Raw genomic sequence first — 14777 nt, 5'->3', positions numbered from 1 at the left:
ATAATAAAAAACCTCGCAATTGCGAGGTTTTTTAGTTTTGAACTTAGTTGGAGCAGGTCGCTTCGCTGATAAACTCATCGGCGGTTAACTGGCCGCGGCTGTTTCTCATCTTAATACGATAGCTTAGCCCTGCTGCAAGGTTCTGCTTTGTATCTTTGTTACTACAGTAGTATTGCTTACTGTTGGCAATAACCTGAGGAACGCTTTTCGCCCCTTTTTGCTCTTCGTTGTACACCATCATGATTTCAATGGTTGAGCCTTTGGCGCTAGCACGCATAATCGATAGCGGGCCCGCTTCGATAGGCAGTTCAGCAGCTAAAATGCTAGCTCGGTTATTGGCGAGCAATTCTAGTTGTTTTTGTTCATCTGAGTTAGATGCACAGCCCATGACACTCGCGCCAATCAGTGTGGCGAGTAAGATATGTTTTCTCATTAGAATACTTTTTTGAATGGTTTCACAATCACAGATTGATAAACACCAGCATCGATGTACGGATCCGCATCTGCCCATGCTTGAGCTTGCTCTAAACTGTCAAATTGTGCAATCACAGTTGAGCCGGTAAAGCCGGCTTCTGCAGGGTTCTCTGTATCGATAGCTGGCATTGGCCCAGCGGTGAGCAATCGCCCTTCATCTTGTAATTCTTGCAGGCGCGCCAAATGAGCAGGGCGCACACTCATGCGTTTTTCTAGCGAATTTTCTACATCTTGAGAAAAGATTACGTACCACATTTGTTTGTCCTTATTCGTGGGCTTAGGTTAACACTCTACCTCAGCTTGCTAAGGTTTTTGAGTGCAACCGAGCAAAATGTGAAATATTCCTCGAATTGCCAGCTTGTTAGTAGAGTGACAAGCGAGTAATAAGCTAGGCCTGAATCACTCTTGGTTTTCCGTCACTATCAATAGCGACATAGTTAAACGTGGCGTGGCAAACCATAAAGCGGTCTTCAATGCCGTGCTCTTTAACGGGTTTAACCCATACTTCCAACTCGATGCTCATCGATGTGCGGCCAATGCGCGTGCATTCACCGTAACAGCAAACGACGTCGCCAACTTTGACCGGCTTTTTAAAGGTGATGTCTGAAACAGAAACGGTAACGATACGACCGCCAGAAATCTCCTTAGCCAGTATCCCGCCAGCGAGATCGAGCTGAGACATGATCCAACCACCAAAGATGTCACCATTGGCATTGGTATCAGCTGGCATAGCAAGCGTACGAAGCAGCATTTGGCCGCGAGGAGATGAAATTTCTTGGCTCATTTAGACATCCACAACTTAATGATGTCAGTTCACATGATGAACTGCAGGTTTGACAGAGAAACAAAAAGCGACCTCTTGGTCGCTTGACGGTGAATTATACCCAAGATGAGGTAAAAATCATCTGCTTGAATTAATTGTTCGGTTGTTGTTTCTCTTTTGCCATCTGTTTGTAGATGTAGAGTCCGGTGAGCAGAGTAAAACCAAAGGTCGCAGCAAGTAAGCCGAACACTTTAAAATTAACCCACACATCAAGCGGCAGTTGAAACGCTACGTATAAGTTCAGACCAGCACACATTGAAAAGAACAGGACCCACGCCCATGTTATTTTTGTCCAAGTGCTATCAGGTAAGGTGAGCTTTTTTCCAAACATGCCTTTTACTGCTGATTTACCCAGGATATGACTGACAGCAAGGCCGAGGGCGAAGATTGTGTACACGATGGTCACTTTCCATTTGATGAAGTTTTCATCGTGGAAAAATATCGTCATACCGCCAAAGATGGCCACCATGAAAAACGTAATTAATTGCATCTTTTCTACTTTTCTGTACAGAAAGAAGGTAACAGCAATTTGAATGGCAGTCGCGATGATGAGCGCCCCAGTGGCGACGTAAATATCTTGCAGCTTGTAGAGTGCAAAGAAAACAATCAGAGGAAGAAAATCGAGCAGTTGTTTCATGATGGCAAATTATTCGGAATCAAACTACTTTCAGTCTAATCAAATCCCTGCACAAAACAAATGTTGTCTAGTGCGCTGAGCTAACTGATTGACGCTTCGCGCGAAACTTTAGGTATCAAGTTTTTTACCTCTTCTAGATAACCTTCATCGCGTAAGTTGTCTACCGTGCCGATAAGTTCATCGTCAGACATCGAAAAACAGCTCGATTTCCCTGTCATGATGTTCAACGTATGGTGATATTCATCGTTATTGAAGTGACCCATTCTGTCGACCAGTAAGCTTTTTACGCCCAAATGAATTAGGTGGTAGTAGGTCTGTCTTTCTAGTTCCATAACCTTAACCTCATACTGCTGGCTAGTGATGCTATTGGGCAAGCATATTCAATGCCAGTAAAAAATCTTACGTTTGGTAAGGCCAGAGAGGTGTGAGAAATAAAGAGGTGTCAGTATGATTCTCAAAACGACAATCATACTGACAGCAACTTATGCAGGAGTGCTATCTAGGGCTTTTATTAGCGTCTCTTTCAGGGCGAGTTTACTGGTGGGCTTCACTAAACGACCATCCATCAGCTGTTTGATTTTTGCTACCTCCGGTTCGCCGGATTCTCCCGATAGTGCATAAATTGGGATCTGCGGGTAGTTTTCTCGGATAATTTGTGCCGCTTCAAACCCGTTCATGATAGGCATTTGAATGTCCATGAAAACTAAGTCAATGGCATTATTCTGGATGATTTCAACGGCCACCTTGCCGTTGTTTGCCAAGATCACATCGTAACCCAGTTGATTGAGATAGAGTTTAACCAGTTCACGCTGTACTTCTTTGTCATCAACCACAAGAATAGTGTGATAGATACGCTCCGTATGAGGCTCAGTACTCGCAATGGATGGAGTAAGTGTCGGCGAAGCTTCTTCTACATTATGGCGATGAGGCGTCGAAAGCGTGCCAACAGGGAAGGTTAGGTGGAACTCTGTAAATTCCCCTTCTTTTGAATAGCATTGAATGGAGCCGCCGAAAGATTTCATCACACGTTTACAATAACCAAGTCCTAGACCACTACCACCACTTTTATTGTGCGAGAAGAAATCGTCAAAAATGCGGTTGATCAGTTTCTCAGGAATGCCGGGGCCAGTATCGCGGAAGATAACGTAATTTTCGTACTTGCCTGCCATAGTGCGGATTTCTATCTTGCTCTCTGGGTAAGAATCGAAATAGTAAATCGCGTTGCGTAGCAGGTTAAAAAGAACAAAGCTAAACAAGGTATCGTTCATCTTCGCACGGAAGTCTTGAACGGTCACCAAGCTCACTCGCTGACGAATTTCATTTGAGGAAAACGCATAACGTTCGACCGCTTGATGTATCGATTGCTTCATTGACGTTTCGACCGCCGGCTCTTGTTCAAGGGTGGCGTCGTTGACCTCTCTTAGGATGATATCAATCAGCTGGCGACCTCGTTCGATAGCCATTTTTCCTTTAGTCACTTCAAGTTCGAGTTCTTCACTGGTTGCGCCTTGTTGAATCTTTTGGCTTATCGATTCAAATTGCAGTTGAACTTGAGCCAGTGGATTACGCATCTCATGGGCGATTGAATTCGCTAAGGCTTGAGATTGGCGGACTTTTCTATCGGCATTGATATAGCCTTGAGCGATTTTCAGCACTTTTTGCAGCGCTAATACTTCTTCACAGTAATAAAGGTGTCCATTGCGCTTTTTACGCGCGAGTAGCAGGTGCGTCATGTTGTCTTGGTAATCAAATATCGGTAGCACCAAGGCGACATTGTCGCTTTTCATCTTTTGGTACAAATGTTCGAGTACAGGGTTGCTGCTTGATTCGGTGAGAACGATTTCTTCTATTTCTTCATAGATGAGCACGCTGCTTTGGTTAAACAGTTGCGAGGTATAAACCTTCTCTTCATTTAGGTTGGAAATCAGTTGTAGATCGTGCTCTGAAATGTCCAAAGTATCGGCGATTTTAGTAATCGCTGCCGATGTAGAGCGTTGAAACTCGTTGCTCAATGCACGAATGGTTTGATGCGGCGCTTTCATATTGCCGTAAACCAATCGACTGGTGTACTTACCTGTTTTACGCAGCAGTTTGCGCCAAGCAAGGCCGGAGAACAAACAGCTCACGAAGATGATGGCCGAGAAGTCGAAAGTAGAGACTGAATTGATGACCAAAGAGAGCGGGACGGCTATCGCAATACTGGTCAAAACAACGGAAAGGACAGAGTAAAGAATGTGGCGATTGCTATAAAACCGTGAGGTCATCAACGCATAGCCCATCAATAGCATTTCTGTAATCGACAGGGTTGGCGGTAGCCAAGTTAATGAGAAGTTCTGCCAAATCAGAGGAACAATGCCGTTCACTAGGATAGTTGAGACCATGAACACGCCGATGCCAAATAACATATAGAGCGATTTAATATGTTGCAGTGGTCTCGCTTTACGAGAATAAAGCAGGATGTTTCTAAGCGACATGCCAAGCAAGGCAACGATCGAGAAGAAGAACCAAATGGCTTGCTCGCCTAAATGAAGGTGGAAGTTACCGATACTTTGGATGGTTACGCCAGTTACGGTAGGGCCTACATCTGCGTTCCAATAAAGCGCGAGTACCGTCAAGATTAAAAATATCACGCTCTGAATAGCTTGAGGAATCGGCTTATCTATATGTCGAACTAATTTGGTGGTGACGAGAAAGGCGAAGGAAAACGCACAATAAGAGGCGAGGTTAGCAAAAAGTGCCATGTTGAGAATGAGTGACTCATTCACTTCTACCAGTAATGGGGAATAGAAAAAGGCGTTACTCAAAACCCAAGCTAGAATCGAAAATGTATAGCAAACATAAGGGATGCTGATCGCTTTCTCGTAAATGCCGCGTGAAATTTTGATTGAATGAAGAAAATAAATTGCCCAACCGAGTACGATTAAACAAACGGTAGATAACAGTAAGAAGATCGGATGTAAAAACGACTCAATCATAGCCAACCTCATCACCTAGCAACGATTGCTGCGGAGGTTTTGGCATCGACGACACCTGATAACGATTAAAACTGCTCAGAGCCGAGTCTAAGCATTGAGATACAACTTTCATTACGCCAACTATTTCATTTATTGTTTTGATTGCGGTTTCTGGTCACCGCTTAGCATAAGTTATCTATAAACCCTATGAGTTGTAAATAGGTGCATATTACCGCTGGGGGCTATTTCGCGTTTAAATCTTTGCGGCTTATGTGTTGTTGCTTGGTTTTTTGTAGCCAATTCAAATCGGTTTACGAGATGGAACGGCTTCACTAGCTGTTTGCATCAGAGAATGTGCACGCCCTCCAAGTCCCCAATGTAAGGATTGTGGTACTATGTATTAAGGTATGTTGTTTGGTTAATAAAGATGAGTTCTCAATCCTATTATTCGAAAGCGAGCACACAAGCACTGGAAGTGTTAACAGGGCTGCATGGCAATCGCAATGTCGTCGCAGTGCAGCAAGCACAGCAAAAGATCATTCAAATCGTTGAGGAAACAGCGGAAGAACTTAGTCCGGTATTTCATCAGTTTCTCGAAGCAACACTGAGTTATCGTCAAGGTGATTACAAAGTCGCAATCGAGCAGTATGAGGCTTTGCTTGGTGCGATTGAAAAACCAGACGAATTTGTTCTGTATCCTTACGTGTGTATTTATCTCGCGACGATTTATTCACGCTTAGGGCAAACCTTTCTTTCACAACACTACTTTACATTGGCAGAGAAAAATCTCAGTGATTCTGATGCCAAATTGGTACTGTTTTTAAACGTGAACTTGGGTGATATCTACCTGCAACTGTCTGAGTGGGATAAAGCGCTTGAACACAGTTTAAAAGCTGTAAACGTCGGACAGAAGTCCGACAACCAAGAAACTTTTGCTCTGGCGATGGTGAATGCTGGCCTTGCGTACGCGAAACAGGGCATGCATACCGAAGCGGAAGAGATACTACAGCGCGCGCAGCTATTTACTGAACAACATGGCCTTGACCATTCTCACACTTATGTAAAGTTGTATCAGGCTCAGTGGCAAGAAACTCTGGGTGATGCTGCGGCGACTCAAGCGGCCTATCAAACCGCATTTGGTTACATCAAAAAAATCGGTGACGCTTTTTTCCAAATTGAGTTTTTTGAAGCGTATGCCAACTTCCTTTACCAGTCTGGGCAATATAGCAATGCTATTTCGTTCTGCCGTCAGATCTTCATGAGCCCAATGTTGCAATCGCATTCGCATAGTCTGTTGAAACTATATCGAGTAATGTCTGACAGCTGCCATCAGGTGGGGGACCTAGCCCAAGAGAACAAATACCTGCGCTTGATTCAATCACTACTCGATAAAGAGCTCGTCACGCGCAAGAAGAATGAAGTGGAATACATCAACAAAGTGGTTCGCTACGCTGAAAGCGAGAACCGCTATAAACAATCGCTATTGGTGCAAGACAGATTAGCGGGGCTAAGCGAGCTTGGTCAGTTGATTTCCTGTTCTCGCGAATCGGAGCAAGATTTCCTAAAGATCTTCAATGCGATCAACCAAGTATTGCCAATTTCGGCGTTTGGCTTGTCGTTTTATGACAAAGCGAAAAACGAATTGGAGTATCGCTATATGGTGGAAGAGGGCAAGTTCTATGACCCGTTCACTGTTAGTTGCGACAGTGTATGTCGTATTGGCGTGTACAGTGCAGTTAACCGTAAAACCGTTCGGTTAGACACTTCGAGTAGAGCCGAGGTCAATCAATACCTTGATGTTCAATGCCATGATGAAGATGTTTGGTTACATCACGATGAAGAAGAGCAGCCATTAGCATCGGTGATTACCACGCCAGTCTTATTTCATGATGAGTTGCTTGGCGTTATGACGGTGCAAAGAAATCGTGGCTATGAATATAACCAAGCCCATGAGCAACTGGTAGAGCAAGTCGCGAGTTATTTGGCTGTCGCTATTAGTCATGATAAACAAACCATTGAATTGGAAAACCAAAATCAGTATTTGGAGCAGATTTACCATACGGATCATCTAACAGGATTAAAAAATCATTACGGCTTGTTGCAGTGGTTAGGTGAAAATCATCAACCTAAGCCAGATTGTGCGCTGTTAGTGGCGTTGGATGGCTTTAAACGTTTTAATGCTGAACATGGCCGTCAGGCTGGGGATGAAGCGCTGGCGGAGTGCACGCGTTTACTTAAAGACAGCATCACCAGTGATCTCCATTTATTCCGCACTCACAGTGACCAGTTTTTAGTGCTAGGTGTACAGCTTGATAAACAGCAGGCTTTGAAAATAGGTCATCAAATTCGCACCACGATTAAGCAATACTTCACCATGATGTATGGTGATGGTGAAAAAACAGTGCTGACCAGTACCATAGGCATTGCTTTCTTTGCTTCAGATTCAAGTAGCGCACAGTATGAGCAACAGTTGTCTTATTTAGAAACGACGATGCATGCGGCCAAGCAAAGACGTTGCGATGGTGTGTTTTGCGTAACAGGAACAATGTAATAAAGTTAGTATAACCAACTGATTTATATGCATTTAGTCTAACTATGTAAAAAAATAATAGTATTCTAATTAAGTGTATAATTCGAGTATTTTGTTGATATTCAAAATATCATGCTGATTAATGTGTTTGTTATTGAATTTAACGCTATCATTTGGCGGATTTCAGCAAAACTATCTGATTGTTTTTTATGAATAAAGTAAAAACAAGTTAGAAAAAAGTTGGCGAAAATCATGAGCTTGGCATACACTTTCCAAGTAATATCGATATGTCATTGATTGACGAGGCGAAATGCTTTGGCGCTGTCTTTTGACAGTGATGTTTAACACAGCTTTTGAGGAAAATTCTATGGCGCTCACAAAAGCCGAATTGGCTGAGAACCTATTTGAAAAGCTTGGATACAGTAAACGAGATGCCAAGGAGACGGTTGAGGCATTTTTTGAAGAGATTCGCAAGGCACTGGAAAGTGGCGAACAAGTGAAGCTTTCAGGATTTGGTAATTTTGACCTACGTGAAAAGAATGAGCGTCCAGGACGCAACCCTAAGACGGGTGAAGACATTCCAATTAGCGCGCGCCGTGTTGTTACTTTCCGCCCGGGCCAAAAATTAAAAGCTCGCGTTGAGAATATCAAGAAAGCTTAATAACACGATATCACATGGATTCGAGTAGCAGCTGCTTTGTGCCGCTGTTGCATTGTTAGGTGGCGTTGATTATACAACACTGCCTGACAATTTAAGTAAGAGTGAAAAAAATACCCAAGCATTGGCTTGGGTATTTTTTTATCTGGGACGTATTATCTCTGATGAGGTATCCCCATCTGAGATTAGTCTCGTTTCCAAAGGATATGACAGAACTTATGTTCAGGGTCGCGACTGATCAGCAGTCGTGCGAACACATCATCCAGTACATCATTTTCTTCATTAACAAGACCAATACGAACCTCGGCGTATGTTTCTTTGTCGACTTCAAAGCCAACGTGCTCAACCCAGTCTTCGCCAGTTTCTACAAGCTCAGCTGCGCCACGGTCTTCAAACTGAGCGGTGAACAAAATCACATCAGCGGCTTCAAGGTTATCTGGTGCCATCTCAAGAAAGATGTCGTATGCGGTATCGATAACGTCGTCGTATGAAATCAAATCAGACATTAGGCACGGCTCATGTATTTACGTTCAGTTGTATTGACGATGATACGATCACCTGTCGCGATGTACTCAGGTACTTGCACAGAAAGGCCTGTTGCGAAACGTGCAGGTTTAGTACGAGCAGAAGCAGAAGCGCCTTTAATTGATGGATCTGTTTCTTCAATCACTAGTTCAACCGTTGCAGGCAGTTCAATCGCAACAGCAGTGCCGTTGATCAATACAACATGAACACCTTTGATCTCTTCAGTGATGAAAAGTAGCTCATCTTCGATATCATCTTTCTTGAAAGTGAACTGAGTGTAGTCTTCATTATCCATGAAGATGTACTCATCGCCATCAACGTAAGAGAAAGAGACTGCGCGTTTGAACATGTCAACGGTCTCTACTACGTCGTCAGACTTAAAACGCTCGTCAGAACGTGCACCTGTGTTTAGGTCGGTACAGCGAAGCTTGTAAATTTTAGCGCCGCCACGACCACCTGGTGTGGTTACTTCGATATCTTTAATTAGCAATGTTTTGCCATTTGATTCAATCGCAAAACCTTTTTTAAGCTCACTTGCCTTAGGCATGAACAGATTTCCTTCATATAGGTTGTAAGGGCGGCATTATATACCTAACCCAAGTGTAGATGCTACGCTGACATTCGGTTGGCTGAATCTAAAGCACAAGCTGGTAATTGCACGGTTTATCTTGATTGATAAACCTGAGTGAGCGAACATACTATTTAATGACTTCTAGCAATTTGTTTTTTTGTTTCAATGATTTTATCACCAATAGACCCTAAGCAACCTTTACAGCCTGAGTATCAAGCCGCCATCAAAGAGTTGGTCAGCTTTTTACGTAGTGGTGTGGGTAACAATCTCCATAGTGTGTATGTTTACGGTAGTGTGGCGCGAAAAAGGGCAAAGCCTCATCGCTCAAATTTGGATATTATCGTTGTGACTGAAAAAGACTTTAGTGAAACTCGCACGACAGTCTTTAATACCGTTCGATGGCGCTTTCAGAAGTCTTACCCTCATATCAAAGACGTCAATTTTAAAACTGGCTTACTCAGTGACGTCGCTTCGCTCGATAGTATCTTTTCATGGGGATTCCAACTTAGACACTGTGCGGTGTGTGTTTATGGTGAAGATCTCTCTGAATGTTTTGGTGATTACGAACCAAGTTGGGAGATAGCCAAACAGTGGAACATGGATTTGGAAGATTGGCTGGCGGTTTATCGTAAGCGATTTGCTCAAGCGAAAGATGAAGCAGAGCAGGTTGCGGCTCAGGTTCAAATTGCAAAAAAACTGTTGCGCGCAAGTTATGGTGTCGTCATGCCAAGAGACCGTAATTGGTTTGATGACCCTATTGAGTGTGGTAAGAAATTCTTAACCTATCATCCAGATAAACAAGTAGAAATTGAGCGTTTGGCGATTTTGTTATCGGGTCGGTTAATTGCGAAGCGGTCAGTGCTTGGTATCGTTGATTCATATGGCCTCTGGTTGGTCAAACTGTACAAAAAAACCGAATTTAGAATTGGATAATTCGGTTTATTCACTCGTAGCACAGATCAACAGCTTAGATTTGTGCTTTCTATCAATATAAAATGCCATTCCCTAAATCTGTACTTAAATTGACCTGCCTCACAACCGCGTCAGAAATTTTGTTTTATTATCAAGATTATAATAATTTCTTAATATTCTAGTTTGAAATGGAGCCGCGGTTATTTCGTTTATGAGCGTAAAAAAACTCCACCAAGCAATGACCTCCCAATTGCAAGCCATTCGAGAAGGGCTGCTATGGATTTTGCCTTGCTTAATGATCTTGTCATTGATTTTATTTGTTGCCTCGATCGGAGAGTTTGTTCTTGGAAGGGACGAACCTTGGGTCAAAGTGTTGTTCGAGCTTTACTACTTCGTAAATGACCTCTTTCCCGTTTTATTAACCGCCGCGCTCGCATTTATCTTAGCGATGCGATGGCGATTGCCCAGACCGCCTATTGCTCTAGTCTCAATTGTCTATCTAGCCCTTTTTAACCAATTATTCAGTTTTACAGGTAGCACAGTTGTTTTTGAACTCATCATTTCGATGGTCACGCCGCTCTATGCCGTTCCCTTGATCGCGTACTTGTACAAAATACGTTGGATGAAATTTGTGACCAATAATCACCTTGGGCGCATTGTAAAAGAATCCCTCAACCTTATTTTACCGACCCTGATTGTGGGTGTGTTGGTGATGTCAATCAACGCATCGATTATCTTTTTGATCGAAGCAAGCCACATTCTTAATTTGTTTACGGTTAGCTACAGCGAATCACCGCTAGAGTTTGGCGTGTTGTTTGCGATGGTTAACTCATCCTTATGGTTTTTTGGTATTCATGGCTACTACGCCTTGTTGCCATGGGTAGACATTCTCCAAGGCGCTGTCGAAGTCGCAAACCATGAGATTTTGACGACGGGCGTGACTAACAGTTTCGTAAACCATTCGTTTATGGCCGTGTTTACCTTTTTGGGTGGCGCAGGTGCGACTTTGGGTTTGAGCTTTGCCTTATTGCTGTTTAGTAATAACCGCGCGTACCGTTTAATCGCGATTGCTAGCTTGCCTCTTGGCTTACTCAATATTAATGAAGTTCTTCTGTTTGGCTTACCGATTATTTTCAACCCGCGCTTGTTCATTCCGTTTGCTCTGGCTCCGGTTGCAAACACCATCGTGGCGTATTTTGCGATAAGTTTAGGTTGGGTCGCTGCGCCTGTAACCGGAATGCCATTTAGTAGTCCCGTATTCGTAAACGCTTGGATTGTGACGCAAGGTGACCTAAACGCGAGCCTCTTACAATTGGTGAATATTGGCGTGTCACTGCTAGTATATGCCCCTTTTGTGTTGTCGCTTAACCGCACCACCAGTAACAAAACCATATTATTCTCATCGCTAGATACCACTTATTCTCGCCGTCATGAGGAAGCGCTGACGTTAAGCGATGATCGCGTAACTAAAATCGTGAATCAGAGCCACAAACAACAGACCTTAGAGCAAAAACTGCATAGCTTTAGCGACAAAGAATTTTGCATGGAGTATCAGCCGCAAATATGTCGTGTTACCGGCCAAGTGATGGGGTGTGAAGCATTGATTCGTTCGGTAGACGCACAAGGGAATATCGAATACCCAGGTGCATTCCTACCGTGGTTTGAACAAGCGGGTTTAATGAAAGACATTGACCGCTGGGCGGTGATTCAAGTTGTGCATGATATCAAAATAGCGATGGCGGAGGGCTGGGCTGTACCAACCAGCGTTAACCTAACACCAGAAACGTTATTAGATGAAGATTTGATGCAGCAACTGGCCGCTTATATCAGCCGAGTGGGTGAGTATGTTCATGTTGAGATTACCGAGGAAACACTACTTAAAGATAAAGAGCGAGTAACCAAATCTTTGCATGCGCTGCATAAGGTTGGCGCTAAGGTTTATATCGATGACTTTGGCTCAGGTTTCTCTTCGCTCAGCTATCTAACCATGTTCGATGTGGATGCAATTAAAATTGACCGCAGTTTCATCAGTGCCATTGAAAACACCAAAGGGCAAAAGGTGTTTAATGGCTTGATCAGCGTGGCGCAAGACCTCAATTTGGCGGTAGTGGTTGAAGGGGTTGAAACTGAGGCTCAGCTAGAGCGTATTCCTCTGCGAAATCATTTAGCGATTCAAGGCTGGTATTTCAGTAAATCAATGCCATTGGCTCAACTGCGTCATTACGTCACTCAGCGTAAAAGCCGAGAAGAGCCATTAGAACAAGCCTAACTGAGGCTCACTAAGCGTTTTAAAGTCTATTCCTACAAACGGAAGAATCGCTTCGGCAACCGGCTTAAGCTGTTTATCGATGTAGTGTTGATAGTCGATGGCGCTCTTTAAGTAGTCTTTCGGCTCTGGCCCATTAATGGTAATCAGGTATTCGATACGGCCTTTGTTTTGATATTGCAGAGGTCTTCCTAGTTTGCTGTTGATCTCATCTGCCATACGCGCGGCACGTACCTGCGGTGGCACATTCTTCTGGTAATCATGCAGTTTGCGTCGTAGGCGCTTTTGATAAACCAATTGATCATCAAACTCACCTGCTAACGTTTTTTCGACAAAATCGCGCACGTACTGGCTCGGGTTTTCACCGTGAAATACCATCCGGTACAGTTTCTGCTGAAAAGTTTGCGCCAGTGGCGTCCAGTCTGTTCGGGCACTTTCTAACCCTTTGAAGATCAGTCGCTCTGAATCGCCATCACCAATCAAGCCTGCATAACGTTTTTTCGACCCCGTTTCTTGGCCGCGAATAGTTGGCATCAAAAACTTCTTATAGTGGGTTTCGTATTCAAGTTCGAGAATGGAGGCGAGGTTGTATTCTTCACGAAGGTGAGTTGTCCACCATTGGTTGATATCTTTAACCAAAGCATGACCGATCTCATCAGCTTGAGCTTGGTCGTAGCTTCCATTTAGCGATACAAAGGTGGAGTCGGTATCGCCATAGATAACTTGATAACCTTTTTGCTCAATCAGCCGCTTAGTTTGTTTCATGATCTCATGCCCGCGCATAGTGATGCTAGAAGCAAGGCGCGTATCAAAAAAGCGGCAACCTGATGAACCGAGTACGCCGTAAAAAGAGTTCATGATGATTTTTATCGCCTGAGAAAAGGCCTTTTCGTTGTTCTTTTTCGCTACATCCCGCGCCGCCCAAAGCTTTTCGATCATTTCTGGTAAGAAGTGCTTCGTGCGATGAAATTGTCCTCCTCGAAAGCCTGCAACGGCTTGATTTTCATCTTGGCCGAGTTCGAGCTTGAGCCCTTCAATTAGCCCCATTGGGTCAATAAGAAACGAGCGTATGATCGAAGGGTAAAGGCTTTTGAAATCAAGCACCAACACTGAATTATAGAGGTTTGGAATAGAATCCATCACATAGCCGCCCGGGCTAGCGAGCCAGTTTTCTGGATGTAAATTGGGTGCAATGTAGCCCGCGCGATGTAAGCGAGGTAAGTACAAATTGGTGAAAGCGGCGACTGAACCTCCAATACGGTCGAGTTCAACGCCGGTTAATTTAGAACGCTCGATGGCAAATTCAATCAGATGAGTGTGGGCAAATATCTTATTTACCAACACGCAATCTTGCAGATTGTATTTTGCCAGTGAAGGTTTGTCGTGACGGAACATCTGATTGATTTCATCCATTCGGTCATGCACATTGTGGATTTGTTTACCTTCACCTAATAATTCTTGAGAAACCGCCTCTAGTGACCAACTGCGAAAGTGATAAGTGGCGGTTTTGAGTGTATCAATGCCATCCATCACTACTCGGCCCGGTATAGAGATAAAAGCTTGCTGGGTTGTGTTGGAGGTTCGAAAAAAGCTTGCTTGCTGCCCGCGGCCAAGAATCAATTTCATCTGATGAAATTCAGCTCGTTTATGCAGTAAGCGGAAATCAAAGTCGATTACGTTCCAACCAATGATGACATCAGGGTCAAATTGTTCAAACCAAGCCATCATTGCTCGTAATAGTTGTGTCTCGTTGGCTACCCACTCAACTTTAGTATCACAAGGTTGCTCTTCGCCAACCATAATGACCCGGCTATCCATTGGGCTATCGAGTCCAATTGAGTACAAAATACCTTTTTCTGAGCATTCGATGTCCAGCGAAACCACATTAAGTGTTGGTGTGTAGTCCGATTTTCGGCATTGGCTTTGCTGAAAGCGATGATATCGAGGCATCGCGTGGTGCTGACCAGTGAACTCGATACCGCCCTGAATAAAGCGCTCCATTAAGTAGCGATCAGCAAGACGAATATCGTTTTCGTAGCTGACAATATCGTGTTGTAACAATCGCTCTGCCAGCTGCTGAGATTGGCGGATAGTTTTGGTGTAACAGGCCGTGAGCGGTGTTTGGTCAAAGTGCTGTAGCGGTAAAGTTTTAAACTCTGCGGATATTGAATGCTGTTTGGCAATGGCTTGAGCGCTTTCATGTTGCGATTGAGCAATAAAAAACACTGGCTTTTCTTCGTTGATCAGCAGCTGAGTTGGCCCATTGTCAGTGGTGAGCCAAAGTTCAATTTGTGTCGTGCCAGAAACGTCACGAGTTTGGCGAGTCAGCAAAAAGCCTTGTTGAATAGTCAACGAAAAGTCCTTGGAGCAAAGTGGCAGAGCCAAAAAAGAAAAGAGCGGATGTGACATCCGCTCTCTTATTCTAGC

13 protein-coding genes are annotated in these 14777 nt (G+C 43.8%); 4 read left to right on the top strand and 9 right to left on the bottom strand.

The features are described from left to right. Positions 1-43: 43 nt before the first annotated feature. The 6 genes from OH461_RS05355 to OH461_RS05330 all read right to left on the bottom strand — a co-directional run bounded on the left by OH461_RS05355 (position 44) and on the right by OH461_RS05330 (position 4909). Positions 44-433, bottom strand: coding sequence for a GspS/AspS pilotin family protein (locus OH461_RS05355; protein WP_270019571.1), 390 nt, complete (start codon positions 431-433; stop codon positions 44-46). Continuing rightward, positions 433-729 (bottom strand): YciI family protein, encoded by a 297-nt coding sequence (locus OH461_RS05350; protein ID WP_270019570.1) that lies wholly within the window; start codon positions 727-729, stop codon positions 433-435. Before OH461_RS05350 ends, OH461_RS05355 begins: the two co-directional genes overlap by 1 nt. 133 nt (positions 730-862) lie before the next feature. Next, entirely contained in the window at positions 863-1258 is a 396-nt protein-coding gene (gene yciA, locus OH461_RS05345; RefSeq protein WP_270019569.1) for an acyl-CoA thioester hydrolase YciA, read from the bottom strand. A 130-nt stretch (positions 1259-1388) separates the two neighbouring features. Then, positions 1389-1934, bottom strand: a complete 546-nt coding sequence (locus OH461_RS05340; RefSeq protein WP_270019568.1) for a septation protein A — start codon at positions 1932-1934, stop codon at positions 1389-1391. Between the two features lie 80 nt (positions 1935-2014). Continuing rightward, positions 2015-2266, bottom strand: a complete 252-nt coding sequence (locus OH461_RS05335; protein ID WP_270019567.1) for a hypothetical protein — start codon at positions 2264-2266, stop codon at positions 2015-2017. A 150-nt stretch (positions 2267-2416) separates the two neighbouring features. Further along, on the bottom strand, positions 2417-4909 hold the full coding sequence (locus OH461_RS05330; RefSeq protein WP_270019566.1) for a response regulator: 2493 nt from the start codon (positions 4907-4909) through the stop codon (positions 2417-2419). 406 nt (positions 4910-5315) lie between these two features. On the opposite strand from OH461_RS05330, the gene OH461_RS05325 reads away from it, so the two are divergent. Together OH461_RS05325 and ihfA are read left to right on the top strand one after the other, a co-directional pair. Beyond that, positions 5316-7439: a tetratricopeptide repeat-containing diguanylate cyclase gene (locus OH461_RS05325; RefSeq protein ID WP_270019565.1), complete on the top strand. Its 2124-nt coding sequence runs from the start codon at positions 5316-5318 to the stop codon at positions 7437-7439. A 346-nt stretch (positions 7440-7785) separates the two neighbouring features. Beyond that, the gene (gene ihfA / locus OH461_RS05320) at positions 7786-8079 is read left to right on the top strand and encodes an integration host factor subunit alpha (protein WP_260259209.1); all 294 of its coding nucleotides are present in this window, start codon (positions 7786-7788) and stop codon (positions 8077-8079) included. Positions 8080-8261: 182 nt separating this feature from the next. Here ihfA and OH461_RS05315 read toward each other — a convergent pair whose 3' ends face one another. Both OH461_RS05315 and yeiP read right to left on the bottom strand, forming a co-directional pair. Beyond that, positions 8262-8582, bottom strand: a complete 321-nt coding sequence (locus OH461_RS05315; protein WP_270019564.1) for an HI1450 family dsDNA-mimic protein — start codon at positions 8580-8582, stop codon at positions 8262-8264. Then, positions 8582-9148, bottom strand: a complete 567-nt coding sequence (gene yeiP, locus OH461_RS05310) for an elongation factor P-like protein YeiP (RefSeq protein ID WP_270019563.1) — start codon at positions 9146-9148, stop codon at positions 8582-8584. The genes OH461_RS05315 and yeiP overlap by 1 nt, the downstream gene beginning before the upstream one ends. 189 nt (positions 9149-9337) lie before the next feature. Between yeiP and OH461_RS05305 the strand changes: the two genes are divergently transcribed. Both OH461_RS05305 and OH461_RS05300 read left to right on the top strand, forming a co-directional pair. Then, complete coding sequence (locus tag OH461_RS05305; protein WP_270019562.1) at positions 9338-10105, top strand: nucleotidyltransferase domain-containing protein; 768 nt, start codon at positions 9338-9340, stop codon at positions 10103-10105. Between the two features lie 190 nt (positions 10106-10295). After that, complete coding sequence (locus tag OH461_RS05300; RefSeq protein ID WP_270019561.1) at positions 10296-12353, top strand: EAL domain-containing protein; 2058 nt, start codon at positions 10296-10298, stop codon at positions 12351-12353. Here OH461_RS05300 and OH461_RS05295 read toward each other — a convergent pair. Then, positions 12339-14702, bottom strand: a complete 2364-nt coding sequence (locus tag OH461_RS05295; protein WP_270019560.1) for a DNA polymerase II — start codon at positions 14700-14702, stop codon at positions 12339-12341. The two genes, OH461_RS05300 and OH461_RS05295, sit on opposite strands and share 15 nt — an antisense overlap. Positions 14703-14777: the final 75 nt, after the last annotated feature.

Source organism: Vibrio sp. LaRot3, from assembly GCF_027587025.1.
Taxonomy (GTDB): Bacteria; Pseudomonadota; Gammaproteobacteria; order Enterobacterales; family Vibrionaceae; genus Vibrio.
The sequence above is the reverse complement of the archived record's forward strand: the minus strand, read 5'-3'. Positions and strand labels throughout refer to the sequence as shown.